The sequence below is a fragment of the Bacillus cereus group sp. BfR-BA-01311 genome (assembly GCF_022664295.1).
Taxonomy (GTDB): Bacteria; Bacillota; Bacilli; order Bacillales; family Bacillaceae_G; genus Bacillus_A; species Bacillus_A cereus.
The window spans coordinates 238,053-257,818 of sequence record NZ_JAKUHC010000003.1 but is presented as its reverse complement, the minus strand read 5'-3'; the positions used below and the strand labels follow the sequence as shown (position 1 = coordinate 257,818).

Here is a 19,766-nt window from a genome sequence, read left to right as displayed (position 1 = left end):
TTTTTTTATGGACCTGGCTCTTTTTATTTTGGCATGCGCTGGCCATATCTCGTCCTTGTCACGAACAGGGGGGCAATAAAATTTATGAAACAATCTGTTTCAGCTGAGCAAATTGAATTGAAATCGAGTTTACCAGGGAGTAAGAAAGTATATGTGGATGGACCACGAGAAGGCATGAAAGTACCGATGCGTGAGATTGAACAAAGCGAAACGAATGGCGTTCCAAATCCGCCAATTCGTGTGTATGATACGAGCGGCCCTTATACGGATCCTGAGTATAAAGTGGAGTTAGAAAAGGGGATTCCAACGCCGCGCCACTCTTGGATTATGGGGCGTGGTGATGTAGAAGCATACGAAGGGCGTGAAGTGAAACCAGAGGATGACGGTGTGAAAGTGGCTTCGAAACATACACCTGTTTTCCCGCAGATGGATCGCAAGCCACTTAGAGCAAAGCAAGGTGCAAACGTTACGCAAATGCACTATGCACGTAATGGCATTATTACTTCTGAGATGGAATATGTTGCGATTCGTGAAGGGGTAGAGCCGGAGTTTGTTCGTAAGGAAATCGCAGAAGGCCGCGCTATTTTACCCGCGAATATTAATCATCCAGAAGCTGAACCGATGATCATCGGGCGTAACTTCCATGTGAAGGTAAACGCGAATATCGGAAACTCAGCTGTATCTTCTTCGATTGCAGAAGAAGTAGAGAAGATGACGTGGGCTACTCGCTGGGGTGCAGATACGATTATGGATTTATCTACAGGTAAAAACATTCATACGACGCGTGAGTGGATTATTCGTAACGCGCCTGTACCAGTTGGAACTGTACCGATCTATCAAGCGCTGGAAAAGGTAAACGGAATTGCAGAAGATTTAACGTGGGAAGTATATCGTGATACGTTAATTGAGCAGGCGGAGCAAGGCGTTGATTACTTTACGATTCACGCTGGTGTATTGCTTCGATACATTCCAATCACGGCAAAGCGTACGACAGGTATCGTTTCGCGCGGTGGTTCGATTATGGCGCAGTGGTGTCTATTCCATCATAAAGAAAATTTCCTATATACTCACTTTGAAGAGATTTGTGAAATTATGAAGCAGTACGATGTTTCGTTCTCTCTTGGAGATGGATTACGTCCAGGTTCGATTGCAGATGCAAATGACGAAGCACAGTTTTCTGAGCTTGAAACACTTGGTGAATTAACGAAGATTGCTTGGAAACATGATGTGCAAGTTATGATTGAAGGGCCTGGGCATGTACCGATGCATTTAATTAAAGAAAATATGGAGAAAGAGCTTGATATTTGTCAGGGCGCGCCGTTTTACACACTTGGGCCGCTAACGACAGATATTGCACCAGGTTATGATCATATTACATCTGCAATTGGAGCTGCTATGATTGGCTGGTTTGGAACAGCGATGCTTTGTTATGTAACGCCGAAAGAACATTTAGGTTTGCCAAACAAAGATGATGTACGCACGGGTGTTATTACGTATAAAATTGCAGCGCATGCGGCTGATCTTGCGAAAGGACATAAAACGGCTCATCAGCGTGATGATGCACTTTCAAAAGCACGCTTCGAATTCCGTTGGCGCGATCAATTTAATTTATCTTTAGATCCTGAACGTGCGATGGAATATCATGATGAAACGTTGCCTGCAGAAGGGGCAAAGACAGCTCACTTCTGTTCAATGTGTGGACCGAAGTTTTGTAGTATGAGAATTTCGCATGATATTCGTGAGTATGCAAAAGAAAATGATTTAGAAACGACAGAAGCAATTGAAAAAGGAATGAAAGAGAAAGCAGAAGAATTTAAAGAAGCTGGTAGTCATTTATATCAATAATATGTTACACCTCTTTACTTGATTGATCACACTGTAGTACCTAACTTTATTATAGAAGAAGCCCCATTTGCTAAGACGGCAGCAAATGGGGCTTCTGTTGTTTATAAGGCAAAGAAGAGATGTACCCAGTAGAATAAGAGGAATAGTGTGACGACTGTTGTGAGCGGGATAACGATAAGGGATACACTTAAATAGTCTTTCCATTTTACTTTAATTTTGTTTTGTTTCAGAATATACATCCAAATGAGTGAGGCTAGTGTACCAATTGGTAGTAATAGTGAACCGATGTCACTACCAATGATGTTTGCAAGATAGATTGTTTTTAATGTGACTGGATCTAGTCCCATTTCTGTTAATGTGATTGTACCAATCATAAGGGCAGGATGGTTATTGAAGACGTTAGAGAGGATGGATACAAGTCCGCCCATTGCAAAGCTAGCATAGAGTAGATGCTGATTCACAATTGGCTCGAGCCATTGTACAAGTGCAGCTGTTAATCCTGCGTTGTGGAGTCCGTAAATAATGACGTACATAGAGAAGGCGAAAATTAAAATGTGCCACGGTGTCTTTTTCAAAATGTCGACAGGATTTGTTCGTAAGTAGTACCATCTCCAAATGAGAAGAACGAGTGAACCAAGTACTGCAACGATTTCAATTGGGATGGATAAGAAGGATGCAACGAATAGAAGACAGCGCATCAGGAAGACGAAACCTAATACTTTTAACATGAATCTTGTCCGTTTTTGTTTCGTATCAACAGAATTATTTCCTTTTAGTGGATGGAAGTTTTTCGTGAAGAAAATTTCTTCAATATCATATGAAGAAACAGGTAATTTTTTCGGAAGTTTTTTCTTCAAAACTGTATACATGAGCCATGACATAAATAATAAGCCTAATGTTGCAGGTACAAACATCATAGCAGTATGCATATAAAGAGTCATATTAACGATATTTAATGCAATTAAGTTTACGATATTACTTACACCAATTGGTGCACTAGATGCGGTAGCGATTAAAGCTCCGCTTAATAAATAAGGAATTTGTTGATGTGGTTTTAATTGAAGGTTTTTTAGAAGAAGAATTAAAATGGGAGTTGTAATTAAAATACTACCGTCGTTATTAAATAAAAGAGTCATAAGAAAACACAATAATTGAATATACCAGTATAGACGGCGTCCAGAACCTTTCGCTAGATTTGCCAGTTTCGCTGCCGACCAATGGAAGAAGCCGAAGCTTTCTAATATAACTGCCATAACAATAGTGGCTAATATTGTTATGGAGGCTCCTCCTATTTTACTAACAATATCTATGACGTCTGGTTTTGACACAAGTCCAGTAATTAGGATAATGCCAGCACCGATTGCTGCTGGCCATGCCTCATTTAAGCCGTGGGGTCGCCAAAAGATAACGATCATCGTTAAGAAAAATACAATAATAGTAATCCATATTTCAATGCTCATATTTTGCCTACCTTTCTATTTTCCCTTGAACAGATGTAGCTTGTCTCAAGTTTATATTGGTAGTATATTCAGCAAAAATAAGAAGAACTAGACGTATAACGAGATGAAGCGAATATGTGTTTTTCATGCTAAAGGACAAGTGTCACGAATAGTGAAATAACTATTATGAGAGGAGTCTATAAATTATTGGGGCAGTAAGATAGTAAATGAAATTTATATGGGCGATTATGGAGATATATCAGCGCAACTTAAAATATATCAGCGATTTTTAAAATATATCGACTTATCGACAAAACATGAAAAAAGGAGCCCATGCCAAAATGCCTTTTGGAATAGACCCCAATGCTATATTATTTTTCCTTCAAAAAAGTACGATCCTTCAAGAATAAATTCCAGAAGAAAATAAATCCTGGTAATAAAATTGCAATCCCAATTGCGTATAGAATGAGCAGTGCATAGAACGTTTCTTTCGTTGTAAAGCTTGTAAATACAGTTACGTCAGGATAAATAATATAAGGTAAATGCGCGACGCCGTAAGCGTAGCTTGCAAATGCATATTGAGCGACGACAGCTAAAACGGCAATGCGAGGGTATCCTAGTGTATTGTATTTTTTGTTTGTCCACCAAAGGGATGAGTATCCGATAACGAATAAAACAATAGAAACTGTAAACCACGGGAATTGCTTTATTAATCCTTGCATAAGCCAATGTGTTTCTGGATCCATTACAACGAGAGCGATGATCGCTGTAACGAGTGTTGCAGGACCAAGGATGATGGCATTTCTTCTATAAATTCTATACGTATCTTCTGAACTTTGTTCTCTCGCAAAATCAGCGAGAAAGAGAGAGGAGAGAAACAGTTCAGACGTTAGTCCGAAGAGCATATAACAATAGATAACCGGGCTAGAAAGAAGTTTTCCATACAAGAGTACTTCTTTTCCTTCAGACATTGTAATATAGGCCCCCTCTGTAACGGGTAAAACGGTAATTAATAGTGCTGGAATTAAGAGACCAGTAATGCCTGAAATAACCCGAAGAAGGTACTGATATTTTGGTAAGGAGTAAGCAAATACCATAAACGTACTACGTACTGCAACGAGCACTAAAATTAACATAACTGGTACGAACATTACTGTCGCAAGAGTAAAGGCCGCTTTCGGAAAGAAGCCGAGAAATGCGACAACGACGAAAACAAGAAACGTATTTGTTACTTCCCAAGTGGGTGATAAGTACCGATTCGCAAGTTTGGCAGCGAGAGTTGGATGTTTGGCGTATACCATGCCCCAAAAACCAGCTCCAAAATCGATGGACCCTAATATACTGTATACGAAAATAAGGGCCCATAAGATGATGATTGCAATACTTTCCTCATGCATGAGAATCGCCTCCTTGGTGTTGTAAATCATTCTTTAATGGATGTCTTCTAAAGAATGTCCGTAGAACAATGACTGTTAAAATAGCGAGTCCAATATATAAAATGATGAACAAAACAAATAAAGGACCGACGAAATCGGCGCGTGTAGATGCATCGACGGTACGTTGCATACCATAAATTGTCCATGGTTGACGACCGCTACAACTGAAAATCCATCCGAATTCAATACCGAGCATCATAATTGGTCCGCATGCGGCAGCCCCCCAAAGTAGCCACTTCGGTAGTTCTGTTCCCTTTTTTCGGTAAACGAAGTACCAATATAAGAGTGCAATTGCTGCAACTGCAAAGGTAAACGCAGCAGTGCCTACCATTAAGTTGAATAGTGTATGTGTATAAAATGGTGGCCATGTTTCTTGTGGGAATTCATTTAGACCTTTTACGACAGTGCTAGGGTCTAGCCCCACTAGTAGGCTAAGCATGTTCGGAATTTCAAGTGCATAGTTTAGCTCAAGTGTATTAGGATCCACAACGCCGCCAATGGATAGCGGTGCGTGTGATGTCGTTTCAAATAAAGCTTCAGCAGATGCAAGTTTTTCAGGTGAGTGTTTATGTAAGGCAATCGCTGATTCATGTCCTGAAAGCCACATCGTAGCGCCTGTAATAAATGTAACGACAAGCCCTAATAGTAGCCCTTTTTTATGATAAGCAATTTCACGTGTACTTAAATTTTTCTTCAATAATTTAAATCCAGCGATAGAAGCAATGACAGCCGCACCAGTTGCATAAGCTGTAATAACGACATGGAATGCACTTGTGCCAAAGCTTGGATTGAAGAAAGCTTTCCACGGATCAACGTTAAAAACAGATCCATCTGGATTCATTGAAAATCCTGCTGGTGTATTCATCCATGTATTTGCTGATGTAATAAGTACGGCGGATGCAGTGGCACCAAGCATGACGAAAAATAGCGAGATTAATCTCATAAATGGAGGAAGTTTATCGGCTGCATATACGTAAATCGACATGAATAAAGCCTCCAAAAAGAAGGCGAAAATCTCAATTTGGAAGGGAACAGAGATAACTTGCCCAACAATTTTGGCGAAACCAGGCCAAAGAAGTGAGATTTGCACACCAACAATTGTTCCAGTTGGAATTGCTACACCAAGAAGAATAGCAAACGCCTTTGTCCATCTTTTCGCCATAATGGCATAGTCGGAGTCTTTCTTCCAGTGATAGAGTATTTCGCTTATAAAAATCATCAATGAAAGACCGACACCAAGTGTTGCAAAGATAATGTGGAATGCTAATGAAGAACCAAAAAATGCTCTTGCTAATGTTACCGTATCCATATGTAAACTCCTCTTCTTTTTTGCCATTATTTTCTGATTGAATTGGAAGATTTATTCAAAAAAACTACCAAAAATATATATGTATTTAAAAAGTGAATATGATAATATAATGTTGTAATATTTTGAATAGAAAGAAATAAATGGTTGGTCATGTTTTGTTTGTTTTTTGCTCAGGAATCTTTTATAATCTTTTATGCGAACATAAGTTCTGTTTTCGGAATCAAGAAGTTTATGTGAAATGGAGAGGGTGTTTTATGTATCCTGAAGTCATTAAAAAGATGGCATTTTCAAAAGAGCATAGAGATTTATTATTGAAGCTATATAATAAAGAAATTACACGTCGTGAATATGATCGACTTGTACAATCGCTATATAAACCTTCTAAAGAGGTTTGCGGGGGATAGAAATGCGGGAGACAATCTAATAGATTGTCTTTTTTAAATTTATGTATGTTCTGATAAAATTAAGGTTAGCCTTACTAGGGAGGTGAAAAGATTGCGGAAACGTTTATATATAGGGATTGGAGTTATCTTCTTAATCGCTTTAGGTGGAATTGTATTTTGGTCAGCTTTACAAGGAAACCGTACAGAAAATTTTATTTTAAGACATATGGTGAATGACAATGGAACACTTGCCACGTATCGTTTAGTAGATACTAAGGCAGGTACGGGTGAAGCTAAGGGACGTGAAGCTTTATCAGAATCGGCGGGATTATGGTTACAGTATACACTTGATAAAGATGATCAGGCGTTATTTGATGAGCAAGTAAAGGTTATTCAAGATAATTTTATATATAAGAATCATATCGTTTTATGGAAACTCTCTGAAAAGGGAGAGAGGCAGTCAGCTACAAATGCACTTATAGATGATCTTCGTATTATAGAACAATTATATCGTGCTTATGAAATGTATAAGGAAGAGCGTTATAAAAACCTTGCCGATCAATTAAGTGATGCTGTACTTCGTTATAATAAAAAAGATAATTATTATGTTGATTATTATGATGCAGATGCAGGAAAACAAAATAATTTTGTAACAACATCATACATAAATCCGCGTGCATTTTCCTATATGAAGAAGTACGGAAAAGTTTCTGCTCAGCAATATCAGGAAGTCGTTCAATTTTTAGCAGATTATCCAAGGCATGGCTGGGCATTCCCAAAAGAGTATAAAGAAGATGGTACATTTACGTACGATAAAGAAGTGAATCTTATTGACCAATCATACGTTGCATATCATCGAAGTTTAGGTGGTCTTTCATCAGCTGCTTATTTGGAATTTATAAAGAAGAAGTTTCAGGAGGATGGAAAGCTATACGGTCGTTACAATTTAGAAACGGGAAAACAAACTGTGAATTATGAATCGCCGGCCGCGTACGGACTAACGATTTTGTACGTACTACAAACAGGTGATACAAAGTTTGCGAAGGAATTGTATGATCATATGGCCACATTCCGAAATGACAACGTATTTAGTAGATATTACGGTGGATATGTAACAGGTGAAAATAATAATACGCATATTTTTGATAACGTATTGCCGCTTTTAGCTGAAATGGAATTAAAAAAGAGTGAACAATAAAAGGTGCCACCATATGAGGGTGGCACCTTTTATTTGTTCATATAATTTTATGTCCTAATATTAGAGAAGTAGTCAATCACGAATTCACGGAATTGCCGAGCTGTTTTTGATAAGTAGCGTTTTTTTGACCAACTTAATCCGATGGTTCGCTGACAAGTGGGTTCAATAATACGCAACTTGCTTGATGCTAAAGTAGAGTTTTTTAATAAAGTTAAACTTGGAACAAAAGCGATGCCGAGACCTTGCTTAATGAGGTCGCTAATCACGGTCGGTTCATCTACTTCAAAAGCAATATGCGGAGTGAAACCAGCTTCTTTACAAAATTCATCCGTTAAGTGTCGAAATCCATAGCCAGTGTTCATACTAATAAACGGTTCGTCTTTTACTTCATACAGGTGGATATTTTCTCGGCCTGATAAACGGTGGCCTGAAGGGACGACTAAGAAAATTTCTTCTGTAATAAGTGGTTCCCAAACAATTTCTTCTCCTTCAATTGGCACAGAGGAGATACAAAAGTCAATTTCTATATTATCTAGTTGTCGTTTCATAGAAGGAGTGGATGCCAGAAATTGTTGGAACCGAACGTTAGGATGTTCTAGTAAAAAAGAGCCAAGTAATTCTGGCAATATTCTCGGAATAGAAACGGCTAGTGTAATAGAGCTTTGTTGTAATTCGGCTAAATCTTTAATTTCTCGTTCCCCTTCGCTTAATTCATGAAAAATACGCTCTACTCGTTTCAAAAATACTTTTCCGGAAGAATTTAAAGTAATCTGTCGACCTTGGCGATCAAATAAAGGGACGCCTAAATCCTTTTCGAGTCTAGCGATTGTTTTGCTGAGTGAAGGTTGTGCGATATGCAATTCTTCAGCTGCCTTTGTCATATGTTCTAGTCGTGCCACTGTCTGAAAGTATTTTAACTGGAGCAGTTCCATTTCGAGTCTCCTTTCTATAGACCAAAAGGAATGAATTAATAATTAAAGATGTATTATACAGTATGGAAAGTGACGTGTATAGTAAATCTGTTAAACCATTTTAATGGTGTTAAATTCGGAGAAGGAGTATGTTTCATGAAGGGAATTCAACTTGTATTTAAAGATTGGAAAGCGATGTGGCACCATAAACATGGACGTATCGCTTTAATTTTTTTATTAATCGTTCCGTTAATTTATTCAGGATTCTTTTTAGCCGGATATTGGGATCCGTACGGAAAATTAGATAAATTACCTGTTGCGGTTGTGAATTTAGATAAAGGTGCTGCGATGGATGAGAAAACAATTCATGCAGGAGACGATTTTGTAAAAAATTTAAAGGAGAATAAGGAACTAGCTTTTCATTTCGTATCAGAAAAAAATGCAGATGAAGGGTTAAAAGAAGATAAATATTATATGGTTGTTACGATTCCAGAGAATTTCTCTAAAAAGGTAAGTACACTTATGGATGAGAAACCAGAGCCGGCAAAGTTGCAGTACAAAGTAAATCCAGGTAAAAACTTTGTAGCAGCTCAAATTGGAACGACAGCTGTTGAAAATATGAAAACAAAAATCTCGAATAGTATTACGAAATCTTATACAGAAGGTGTGTTTTCAAAGTTTCAAGACTTAGCACAAGGGTTGAGTGATGCAAGTAATGGTGCTGGGAAGTTACATGAAGGAACGACAGATGCAAGAAATGGGGCAAATCAGCTTGCAGATGGTATTCATCGTTTAAGTGACGGGACATCAAAAGTGAAAGAGGGAAGTGAAAAACTTGCTTCTAGCAAATCAGCCTTAACTGACGGAGCGAATGAGCTAAGTCAAGGAGCAACTTCACTTCATAGCGGTATGGAGTTATTAGCACAAGGTGAAAAAACGTTACAATCTGGGGTTAGTGAATTAAGTGCTGGTACAAATGAATGGATGAGCGGAAGTGAGAAGCTTGCTGAAGGCCAAGTAAAAGCGGATGGTGCAGCTAATAGTATAAAACAACAATTAGAAGAGTACGTGAAAAATCATCCAGAAGTGCAGCAAGATCCCGCTTTTCAAAAACTTGTTGCTACATCTAACGGACTAGCTAAAGCAACAAGTACTTTAAATAATAGCCAACAACAATTGACACAAGGTGCGAAGAAGCTTACTGACGGTCAACATAAGATTGAAGAAGGCATGAATACATTCGGAGTTAAGTTAAATGAAGCTACTGCTGGAACGAAAAAGATAGCAGATGGTGCATCGAATTTGGCTGATGGATTTACGAAGTGGGGAAATGGATTTACATCATTGCAAGAAGGTGTAAACCAGCTTGCGAGTGGTGGAACGGAGCTGAATAACGGTGCTAGTAAATTAACAAATGGACTTGTTAAACTGGATGATGGTGCGAAAGAACTTTCTGCGAAATTGGGAGAGGGTGCAGAGAAGATAGCGAATGTTCGTAATGATGATGCACGTAATACGATGTTCTCAGAGCCAGTTCAGTTAGTGAAGTCAACAGTTTCTGACGTTCCTAACTACGGTTCAGGCATTGCACCATATTTCCTATCGCTTGCATTTTATGTTGGCGGAATTATGGCATCGAATATTTTACCGCTTGGCCGCAGACAAAATATGAAGGTAAGCGGAACGGTACATTTTATTAATAAACTAGGATTGGTATATTTAATTGGACTTATTCAAGCGCTACTCGTAGATGTAGTTGTGCTAGGTGTTATGAAATTAGAAGTCGCAAGTGTGCCACTCTTTGTTTTATCAAGTATTGTTATTTCCTTTACGTTCATGACATTTATTCTTATGCTAGTAACAGTATTTGGTCTTGTTGGAAAGTTCTTAGCGGTAACCCTTCTTGTCCTGCAATTAGCGACGAGCGGAGGTACTTTCCCAGGAGAATTAAACATAACTGTTCTTAGCAAAATTGGACAATTTCTCCCAATGTCTCATTCTCTTAGAGGATTACAAGATGTTATCTCTTTAGGAGATTGGACACAATTACAAATGCAAATTTTAATATTGTTATGTTACCTCGTTGTTGCCGGTGGAATTGCTTGGATCACGAGTCATATACAGCATAGAGAAACGAATGCAGAACAAGTTTCTTAAAATGAAATAAGCTATCCGATTTTTTCGGATAGCTTATTTTTTATTTACGTTCCATTACTGCAAAGTAATTATTTTCATTATCAGCAAAGTTGAATGCTCTACCAGTAGGTAAATCTACAACCTGTCCAACTGTGACATTTTTCTCAGAAAGATCTTTATATAGACGGTCTAAGTCATTTGAGAAGAACATAAGTGAAGGTGTATTTAGGTTTAGTTCAGGTTGCAACTTCGCGATTAACGCTTTATCGTGAAGGACGATGCTTGTTCCTGCTTCTTTCGCCGGTGCAATTTCAATCCAGCGGAATCCGTTTCCGTTATTTTCTTCCCCAATGATTTGGAACCCTACTTTTTCTGTCCAAAATTGTACTGTTTCGTCTTGGTTATTTACATATAGCATAATTTGTCCAACTTGATTAATCATAGGTGTCTCTCGCTTTCTTTTTATATGCGTATCATTATATCAAATATATGGCTTGAATAGTTTTTTATGATTTTTTCGGAATACAACCTTCGTCCATTTCATCTTTGTTGTAGGAGAAGGACCTGTAATCCAAGTATGAAATGGTATTGTGCTACAAATGACCATTGTTGAAATAGAGATAATAGCCGTTAACACAAATAGTAATAGGCTATATAATATAGTATTTTCTTGCAGTGTGAATAAAGAAAGAAACTTTGTGCATAGTTGCAAGAAGAATAAATGAGCTAAATAAGCACCATACGTGTAATTTCCAATGAAACGTAACGTTTTATATAAGAAACCACGACGCTGTACTATCATAATAGATAACACATACAGTATGATAATTTCGCATACGATATATAAAAACATAGATGGTTTTAAATAGGTAGAAACAGTTAAATGAATAGAGTTTGCTCCGTAAAAACTAAACAACTCATAATTGATGAATAAAAATAAGATGAAAAATAATATTGTTATAAGCGGGATATGTTTCATGACGAATAGCCGCCAAGTTTTTAGTGCTACAGCGGCAATGCCGCCCATAACGAAATAGAATGAGTAGAATAGAAATGATCGATCTGTATAATATAAAATTGTTGAACTTGTTAATTTTTCTCCATTAAAAATATAGTGAGAAGAGAACCACATTAATAGAAAATATAGGCAAGCGAAAAAGGTCATATATTTATATATATCTTTTTTATTTTCTGTTCGTTTTTGAAACCAATAAAAAAGTGTGCATAGTAAAGGGAACAATAAGTGAATTTGGAACATCATAATAACGTACCAAAGATGGGGCGCGGCTGTTCCGAGTAATAAACTTTTTATTCCGCCTTGTAATGTAATAAGATCGTTTGTTGTTAATAAGTAAAGAATAGACCAAAAGAAATAAGGAATGAGTAAGTGTGTCGCTTTTTCAGAAATATATTCTTTATATACTAATTGCTTCGTATAGTGACGAATTAAGTGAAATCCAACGATAAATATGAATGCTGGTGCTGAGAATTTTGCAAGATTAAATAGCATACCCATAATGAGGGATTGCTCAAGTAAGACATTTCCTTGATTCATTGTATATAATAACGAACTTTGCAAAACGACAGCGAGAAATGCAATGCTTTGCAAAACTTTAAATTCAGGTGCGCTTTGTGTCATCGTGTTCATCTCCTTTTCCATACATGATTATAGTACGGAGAATGGATAATGGATGTGGAATATTTGTGAAGATTGTAACAAATTTGTGGCGAGAGGAAATATCAACTTATCAACAAATAAAGAAAGAGGATGCTCTAAACGAGCATCCTCTTTCTATTAAGCAAATTTGTTTTTGATCCAATTCTTACCTTCTACAAGGCGAGCTGTCATTACCGCACAAGCGTTATCTGCTGTTACGTTTAACATCGTTGCAGGTGGATCAATGATTGTACTAATTGCTGCGATAATTGGCAGTGCTTCTGGCGGGAAACCGTATAGAGATACGATTAACATTTCACCAATCATACCACCGCCTGGAATAGCACCCATTACTGTTCCTACTAATAAAGAAACAACAAGTGCGATTGCTAATGTTTTCGGTCCTTCGAATTCCATGTTGAAAATACCGAATAAGAAAGCAATTTTTAATACGCCACCTAAAACAGAGCCGTCTTTATGAAGTGTAGAACCAAGAAGGACAACTGTTTCACGAACGTCTGAAGAAATACCCATTTTCTTCGTTGCTTCTAAGTTCGCTGGAATACTTGCGGCACTACTACAAGTTGCAAGTGATGTAACTGTAGGAGAGACCATGTTCTTCCAAAATACTTGTACACCTTGCTTGCGACCTGCAAGGTATGCATAGAATGTGAAGAATACAAAGAAATAAATTAGAGAAGCTGGATAGTATACCATTGCTGCTCGGAAGTAAGTTCCAAGAAGTTGTGGTCCGAATTCACCAACTAATGCTGCGAAGTAAGCAGCAAGTCCGATTGGAGCGTAGTACATAATGAAAGATACAACCTTCATTGAAATCTCTGCACCAGCTTGTAGGAATGTAGCGAATGGTTTTCCTTTTTCGCCAACTGCTGAAGTTGCAATCCCCATTAAGATAGAGAAGAAAATAAGAGCTAACATATTTTCACGAGATAGTAACTTCGAGAAGTCAGATACTGTTAAAATGCCGACGATTTGATCTGCAACACTAACAGCTTTGCCGGCTTTGTCAGGTTGTGTTAGTTCTAGTACAACACCTTGTGCTGGCGGGAATACTTTCACGACAATAATCATAAAAATAGCAGCTAAAATACTTGTAAATAAGAAAGTCCCAGCCATACTAGACATAATTTTACCGAAACGTTTTAATCCATCCATATTAGCAATAGACGATGCGATGCTAAAGAACACTAGAGGTACAACAATCGTAAACATTAAGTTTAAGAAAATGTCACCAAGCGGCTTTAAAGCAACTGCATCGGCACCCATGAAATAACCAATGAAACCACCAATTAGGATAGAAGATAATAAAATAAGTGGAAAGCGATATGCCTTCATAAATATATCCTCCTATCAATTAAAAAAATCATACTGAATCATTATAGCGAGTTAGAGTCCTCTTTACTAGGAGAATACGGATAAATGGAATAGCGTGAAAACCAAGAAATTTTTGTTTTTAAGCTCGGCATACAGCAGGAAATCTAGACATATATATTTGTAACCTAGTGGTGGCAAGGGATGCACCATAACTTAGGTTTAGAAAAAGGGGGAGGGAAGCGGAATGAATATTTTGCTTTGCTGTGCAGCGGGAATGTCTTCCAGTTTGATTGTTACAAAGATGGAGAAAGCAGCAGAGGCAAGAGGGATAGAAGTGAAAATCTGGGCAGTATCAGGTTCTGAAGTGAATAGTCATATTGATAAAGCTGATGTCCTTTTACTTGGACCGCAAGTACGTTATTTATTACCGAAAATGAAAGAATTATGTAAGGATAAAGGGATACCTGTTGATGTCATTCAATCCGTTCATTACGGACTTTGTAATGGAGAAGCTATCTTGCAAGCAGCTTTGTCAATGAAACCATGAGGAGAGTGGGATAGATGATACGGTTTTTAGAGAAGTACGTGATGCCGGTAGCAGGGAAGGTTGCAGAGCAGAGACATTTGCAAGCAATTCGAGATGGAATTATTTTAACGATGCCTTTCTTAATTATTGGATCGTTTTTCCTTATTATTAGTGCACTGCCGATACCCGGATATAACGAGTTTATGGCAGGTTTGTTTGGTGAGAATTGGCAGAGAGCTTTAGGGTATCCAGTTAGTGCAACTTTTAATATAATGGCTTTAATAGCTGTTTTTGGAATCGCTTACAGGCTTGGAGAGTATTATAAAGTGGATGCTTTAGCATCCGGGGCATTGTCGCTTGTAACGTTTTTACTTGCGACTCCATTCCAAGTTGCATATATTATACCAAGTACAAAAGAAAGTGTACTTGTAGAAGGTGCTATCCCAGCTGCATTAATGGGAAGCCAAGGGTTATTTGTAGCAATGATTATTGCACTTATATCTACTGAACTTTATCGATTTATTGTACAAAAAAAGATAATTATAAAGATGCCAGAGACAGTTCCACCAGCTGTCACGCGTTCATTTGCGGCACTTGTTCCAGGATTTATTGTTGTAACAATTATTTGGATTTTACGCTTAATTATAGAAAATACTTCTTTTGGCAGTATCCATAATATTGTAGGACAAATTTTACAGGAACCACTTAGTGTACTTGGTGCTAGTCTTTGGGGCGCAATAATAGCAGTTATTCTCGTTCATGTTCTTTGGTCGTGTGGAATTCATGGTGCTACTATTGTTGGTGGTGTAATGAGCCCCGTTTGGTTGTCGTTAATGGATCAAAACCGAGTTGCTTTTCAAGCTGGGCAAGATGTACCAAATACGATTACGGCACAGTTTTTTGACTTATGGATTTATATGGGCGGTTCTGGTGCAACGCTTGCTCTAGTTGTTGGAATGTTACTATTTGCACGAAGTCAACAATTAAAAAGTTTAGGGAGATTGTCAATTGCACCTGGTATATTTAATATTAATGAGATGGTAACTTTTGGTATGCCGATTGTAATGAACCCACTTTTACTAATTCCATTCATATTAGTTCCAGTTGTGTTAACAATTGTTTCTTACTTTGCAATGGAATGGGGATGGGTCGCACGTCCGAGTGGGGCCGCTGTACCTTGGACGACACCTATTCTTTTTAGTGGATATTTAGGATCGGGCGGGAAAATTTCAGGTGTTATTTTACAACTTGTTAACTTTGCGCTAGCATTCTTCATTTATTTACCGTTCTTAAAAATATGGGATAAACAAAAACTGGCGGAAGAAAAGGGGGAGTAAAGAACTACAATGGATACGATAGAGACGAAAGCTTTTCATTTAATCTTGCATGGGGGAAACGCGAGAAGTTGTTCAATGGAAGCAATTGATTGTGCGAAGCGTGGGGAGTTTACAGAAGCTGAAGCTAAATTACAAGAAGCACTAGAGGAATTAAAAGAGGCGCACCGTGTACAAACGGAGCTTATCCAGAAAGAAGCTGGTGGTGAAAAGACCGAAGTTACTCTTTTAATGGTACACGCACAAGACCATTTAATGAATGCAATTACGGTGAAAGAATTAGCGAGTGAGTTTGTAGAGTTATATAGGAAGATGTCGGTGGATGAATGAACCTTGCTTATGCAAGGTTTTTTTATCGCGCATTAACGGGCAGTAAAACTCCCACCTCAAAATGTGGCTGGAGCAAGGAAGTTAGGAGGGAGCTTAACTGTCCGTAAAGGCCCGATTGGTTCAACTAATAATTAGTGGGAGATGAACAAAACCCCCACTAATTAAAGTTTCACTTTATGTATATGCCTGTACCATCAGTGGAATGTTCATCCCACTGATGGTATTTACAATCCTCCTTTTCTCGGATGAGTAAGAGTTATAATTAATCGGTAGTAACAATTTCTCCTATACCACGAATTAATTTTTTTATATGCATCCGCTCCGGTTTTAATATATTTACGATATAATCAATCGCTATTTGCGGTTCAACGGTCGTACCGCAAGTATAACAGTCGATAGCTGCAAAGTTTTTTTCTGGATAAGTGTGAATAGAAAGGTGGCTTTCTGATAGTAAAACTAAAATAGTAACACCATGCGGATCAAATTCTTTTGTACTTACGTTTAAAATGTGGGCACCAGATTGATCAGCAGCGTTAACTAAATGATGTTCTAAAAAGTACATATCATCTAGTAGGGAAAAATCCACTCCCCACAAATCTACTATTATATGCTTGCCAAAAGTAGAATATTCCATAAGGTAGTACTCCTTCCTGTGATATCGTCAAAACTCCATTTCCTTTTTGTAACATTGGTGTAGGATAAGGTTTGATTCTGAGTTTAGAAGAGCGAAATTACGTTGTTCTAGATGTTCTTCTTTAAATTGAAATAAAGGAAAAAGAAGAGAAGGCAATGTTCGAGGAGTTGGTACTACATATAATTGTTCAATTTGATCGAGTACATGTGCAGAATTAGTAGCAATATGAAATCCCCAGTCAGTTCCGAAAGAAGGAACGATTGTATGATAACTTTTCACAGTTAATCCCGCATGTTCAATTGTGTTACCGATACTCCAATATACTAAAGGTGCATCAGCAGGTGAATTAGATTGGCAGACGAATGCGCCATCTTCTGTTAAGAATGTAGCTATACGAGCAAAAAGTTCGCTTGTATATAAAGTACTTAACAACTCTGTCGCTGGGTCTGGAAAATCAATAATGATTACATCGTATAAAGAGGAAGGAGAGCTTAAAAATTCTTTTGCATCACATACGTGTGTATTTACACGATTATCAAAAAATGCACTTTTGTTTAAAGAAACTAATTCAGGAACATTACGAGCCATATCAATCATCAATCCATCTAAGTCAACAAGGTCTACATGTAGTACAGTTTCATATTTTAAAACTTCTCGCAGGGCAAGACCATCGCCACCGCCTAATATGAGAACACGTTTTGGATCAATTACTTTTGACATAATTGGATGTACAAGTGCTTCATGATAAATTTGCTCATCGACGGAGCTGAATTGTAGTTGCTTGTCCAAGTATAAGCGGACATCGTTTACTTGGACTAAATTAATATTTTGATAATCACTCTTTTCTTTAAATAAATTTGTATGTTCACCAGCTTGTATTTCCTTTAGAGAAATTTCATCCCACACATCTAAGTTGTGTGAATCTGTGGGTACTATGACTACATTTTCCGATTGTACTTGCTTGTCCTGCTTATTTTCTATTTCCTGCTGTTCTAGTTCAAATTTGTCAGAGTCTAATTCAGAGCGCTTGTCTTTTTTATAGCTTGTTATTCTATAAATCTTTATTTTGCTTTGTTTTCTATGTTTTGGCATAGGAATCCCCTTTCGAATTTTGTTATTTTATTCTATTCTATGTAATTTAGTAGAGTTTGCTTGGACAATAGAATAGATAGAAGACTGAGCCCAAGAAAATGTTGTTTTTTACTAGATTCCTACGATAAAAAAGTTTTTTTAGTGTTTTTTCATATTAAACACAACTAGACAACTAAACACTAATCTATTTTCATACAGTTATGTGTTAAAAGCGTGTTGTTTTATAACACACTGTGTGTGTTTTGATCGACACACTAATTGAAAGCGTTAACACACAAAGAAAACAGTCGAAAAAGTGCTGATTTTAGTGATTTTAAAAAGTTGGCACGCTAATTGCATTAATAAATAGCGTAAAGAAAAATAAATAAAACATAAACTTTTTATACTACACAAGGGGGATTTTCAAATGAATATTTTATTATGTTGCTCAGCAGGGATGTCTACAAGTTTACTAGTTACAAAAATGGAAGCGGCTGCAAAAGCTCGCGGTCTAGAAGGAAAGATTTGGGCTGTATCTGGGGATGCAGTAAAAACAAATATCGATCAAGCAGATGTGTTATTACTAGGACCACAAGTTCGTTACATGCTTTCTTCAATGAAAACGCTTGCTGATGAGAAAAACGTTGGAATCGACGTTATCAATCCAATGCACTACGGCATGATGAATGGAGAAGCAGTTTTAGATCACGCATTAACACTTAAAAAATAATTAGGGGGGAAGCGAAATGCAAAAGTTTATTGCATTTATGGAGAAATACATGGTTCCGATTGCTGGTAAAATCGGGTCGCAACGTCACTTAGCTGCGATCCGTGACGGATTTATTGCAGTTATGCCACTTATTTTAGTGGGTTCTATGGCAGTACTAGTTAATGGTTTACCAATTCCAGCATTCCAAGATTTTATGAAAGATTTATTCGGTGAAACTTGGACACAAATTGGTGGTGGCATGTGGACAGGATCCTTTGGGGTATTAGCTCTGATGGTTGCGGTTACCACAAGTTATAACTTAGCAAAATCTTACGGTGTTGATGGATTGTCAGCTGGTATTATTTCATTTGGTGCTTTAGTTATTCTTACACCAACAACACCAAAAGAGGGCGGTTTAAACTTAGCTTGGACTGGTGCACAAGGTTTATTCGTATCATTAATTGTTGCAATCTTAGTTACAGAGGTATTTAGATTCTTCGTACAAAGAAACATTACAATTAAAATGCCTGACGGTGTACCACCAGCAGTAATGAAATCTTTCGCTGCGTTAGTTCCAGCATTTGTGATTTTAACAGGTGTTGCAAGTATTCAATTAGCAGTAAAACTAGCAGGTACAAGTGTTCATGAGTATATCTTTAATACGTTACAAGTCCCATTACAAGGTTTAGCGGGTACGTTACCAAGTGCAATTGTTATTGCATTATTAGTACATGTACTTTGGTTCTTTGGTTTACATGGTCCAAATATTGTTGGGGGTATTATTGAGCCACTTTACTTACCGGCATTAGAGAAAAATATTAAGTTATTCCAAGATGGTACATCTGCATTTGATGTTCCAAATATTGTTACAAAACCATTCTTTGATACTTTCGTATATCTTGGTGGTTCTGGTGCAACATTAGCATTCTTAGTTGTTGTATTAATTGTAGCGAAAAGTGCACAATTACGCGGTGTATCTCGTTTATCAATTGGTCCAGGTGCGTTCAACATTAATGAACCAGTAATCTTTGGTACACCAATTGTTTTAAATCCAATTTTATTCATCCCATTCGTATTAACACCTGTTGTGTTAGTTATTACATCTTATACAGCAATTTACTTAGGATGGGTACCAAAAACAGTAGCGATGGTTCCATGGAACGTTCCACCAATTATTAGTGGATATCTTGTAACAGGTTTACATCCTTCTGGTGCGATTTTACAATTATTCAACTTTGTTATTGCAATGGCGATTTACTTCCCATTCGTTGTCGCATGCGATCGCTCAGTTATTCGTACTGAAAAAGCAGCACAAGGAAATAACAATTCTGTACCTATGTAACATAATAATTGTTCTCACAGACAACATGATCTGTGAGAACAATTACCTTTATATCATGTTCAAAAAGATGAAACTCATCTACAAGAACACCAAACTATCATTCATAAAATAATAATGTAATAGAAATGTTCAAACTGAAGGGGTATTTAAATCGGTTGAACCTTATAGAGA

At 37.4% G+C, this 19,766-nt stretch carries 18 protein-coding genes; 9 read left to right on the top strand and 9 right to left on the bottom strand.

What is annotated here, in order from left to right:
• The first annotated feature begins 84 nt into the window (after positions 1-84).
• A complete protein-coding gene (thiC, locus tag MR136_RS09245; RefSeq protein WP_000814484.1) occupies positions 85-1,845 on the top strand; it encodes a phosphomethylpyrimidine synthase ThiC in 1,761 nt (586 codons plus the stop codon).
• Positions 1,846-1,946: 101 nt separating this feature from the next.
• On the opposite strand, the gene MR136_RS09240 is transcribed toward thiC, so the two are convergent.
• From MR136_RS09240 to cydA, 3 genes are all read right to left on the bottom strand, one after another.
• Positions 1,947-3,305 carry an arsenic transporter gene (locus MR136_RS09240; protein ID WP_061457889.1) on the bottom strand — a complete coding sequence of 453 codons (1,359 nt, stop codon included), beginning with the start codon at positions 3,303-3,305 and terminating at the stop codon, positions 1,947-1,949.
• A 350-nt stretch (positions 3,306-3,655) separates the two neighbouring features.
• The gene (locus MR136_RS09235) at positions 3,656-4,681 is read right to left on the bottom strand and encodes a cytochrome d ubiquinol oxidase subunit II (protein ID WP_000544186.1); all 1,026 of its coding nucleotides are present in this window, start codon (positions 4,679-4,681) and stop codon (positions 3,656-3,658) included.
• Entirely contained in the window at positions 4,674-6,029 is a 1,356-nt protein-coding gene (cydA, locus tag MR136_RS09230; RefSeq protein ID WP_000381985.1) for a cytochrome ubiquinol oxidase subunit I, read from the bottom strand. Before cydA ends, MR136_RS09235 begins: the two co-directional genes overlap by 8 nt.
• Before the next feature lie 254 nt (positions 6,030-6,283).
• On the opposite strand from cydA, the gene MR136_RS09225 reads away from it, so the two are divergent.
• Positions 6,284-6,433 (top strand): hypothetical protein, encoded by a 150-nt coding sequence (locus MR136_RS09225; protein ID WP_000283180.1) that lies wholly within the window; start codon positions 6,284-6,286, stop codon positions 6,431-6,433.
• A gap of 91 nt (positions 6,434-6,524) precedes the next feature.
• A complete protein-coding gene (locus MR136_RS09220) occupies positions 6,525-7,610 on the top strand; it encodes a hypothetical protein (protein WP_001231662.1) in 1,086 nt (361 codons plus the stop codon).
• A 47-nt stretch (positions 7,611-7,657) separates the two neighbouring features.
• On the opposite strand, the gene MR136_RS09215 is transcribed toward MR136_RS09220, so the two are convergent.
• Positions 7,658-8,542, bottom strand: a complete 885-nt coding sequence (locus MR136_RS09215) for a LysR family transcriptional regulator (protein WP_000421944.1) — start codon at positions 8,540-8,542, stop codon at positions 7,658-7,660.
• 135 nt (positions 8,543-8,677) lie between these two features.
• Between MR136_RS09215 and MR136_RS09210 the strand changes: the two genes are divergently transcribed.
• Positions 8,678-10,678, top strand: a complete 2,001-nt coding sequence (locus tag MR136_RS09210) for a YhgE/Pip domain-containing protein (protein WP_061457888.1) — start codon at positions 8,678-8,680, stop codon at positions 10,676-10,678.
• 40 nt (positions 10,679-10,718) lie between these two features.
• Here MR136_RS09210 and MR136_RS09205 read toward each other — a convergent pair whose 3' ends face one another.
• The 3 genes from MR136_RS09205 to MR136_RS09195 all read right to left on the bottom strand — a co-directional run bounded on the left by MR136_RS09205 (position 10,719) and on the right by MR136_RS09195 (position 13,670).
• Positions 10,719-11,099, bottom strand: a complete 381-nt coding sequence (locus MR136_RS09205) for a VOC family protein (RefSeq protein WP_017674316.1) — start codon at positions 11,097-11,099, stop codon at positions 10,719-10,721.
• Between the two features lie 39 nt (positions 11,100-11,138).
• The gene (locus MR136_RS09200; RefSeq protein WP_242259341.1) at positions 11,139-12,296 is read right to left on the bottom strand and encodes an acyltransferase; all 1,158 of its coding nucleotides are present in this window, start codon (positions 12,294-12,296) and stop codon (positions 11,139-11,141) included.
• Positions 12,297-12,452: 156 nt separating this feature from the next.
• Positions 12,453-13,670, bottom strand: a complete 1,218-nt coding sequence (locus MR136_RS09195; protein WP_000649376.1) for a dicarboxylate/amino acid:cation symporter — start codon at positions 13,668-13,670, stop codon at positions 12,453-12,455.
• A gap of 223 nt (positions 13,671-13,893) precedes the next feature.
• On the opposite strand from MR136_RS09195, the gene MR136_RS09190 reads away from it, so the two are divergent.
• From MR136_RS09190 to MR136_RS09180, 3 genes are read left to right on the top strand one after another with little or no spacing between them, the layout of a single operon-like run.
• Complete coding sequence (locus tag MR136_RS09190) at positions 13,894-14,196, top strand: PTS sugar transporter subunit IIB (RefSeq protein WP_001023543.1); 303 nt, start codon at positions 13,894-13,896, stop codon at positions 14,194-14,196.
• Between the two features lie 14 nt (positions 14,197-14,210).
• A complete protein-coding gene (celB, locus tag MR136_RS09185) occupies positions 14,211-15,512 on the top strand; it encodes a PTS cellobiose transporter subunit IIC (protein WP_242259340.1) in 1,302 nt (433 codons plus the stop codon).
• A gap of 9 nt (positions 15,513-15,521) precedes the next feature.
• Positions 15,522-15,839: a PTS sugar transporter subunit IIA gene (locus MR136_RS09180; RefSeq protein WP_000379645.1), complete on the top strand. Its 318-nt coding sequence runs from the start codon at positions 15,522-15,524 to the stop codon at positions 15,837-15,839.
• A gap of 262 nt (positions 15,840-16,101) precedes the next feature.
• Here MR136_RS09180 and speD read toward each other — a convergent pair whose 3' ends face one another.
• Together speD and MR136_RS09170 are read right to left on the bottom strand one after the other, a co-directional pair.
• Positions 16,102-16,473: an adenosylmethionine decarboxylase gene (gene speD, locus MR136_RS09175; RefSeq protein WP_242259339.1), complete on the bottom strand. Its 372-nt coding sequence runs from the start codon at positions 16,471-16,473 to the stop codon at positions 16,102-16,104.
• A 27-nt stretch (positions 16,474-16,500) separates the two neighbouring features.
• Positions 16,501-17,565 (bottom strand): polyamine aminopropyltransferase, encoded by a 1,065-nt coding sequence (locus tag MR136_RS09170; protein WP_088338274.1) that lies wholly within the window; start codon positions 17,563-17,565, stop codon positions 16,501-16,503.
• Between the two features lie 406 nt (positions 17,566-17,971).
• Here MR136_RS09170 and MR136_RS09165 point away from each other — a divergent pair, with 406 nt between their 5' ends.
• Together MR136_RS09165 and celB (MR136_RS09160) are read left to right on the top strand one after the other, a co-directional pair.
• Complete coding sequence (locus MR136_RS09165) at positions 17,972-18,274, top strand: PTS sugar transporter subunit IIB (protein WP_001023567.1); 303 nt, start codon at positions 17,972-17,974, stop codon at positions 18,272-18,274.
• Between the two features lie 16 nt (positions 18,275-18,290).
• Positions 18,291-19,595 carry a PTS cellobiose transporter subunit IIC gene (gene celB / locus MR136_RS09160; RefSeq protein ID WP_001168855.1) on the top strand — a complete coding sequence of 435 codons (1,305 nt, stop codon included), beginning with the start codon at positions 18,291-18,293 and terminating at the stop codon, positions 19,593-19,595.
• Positions 19,596-19,766 lie beyond the last annotated feature (171 nt).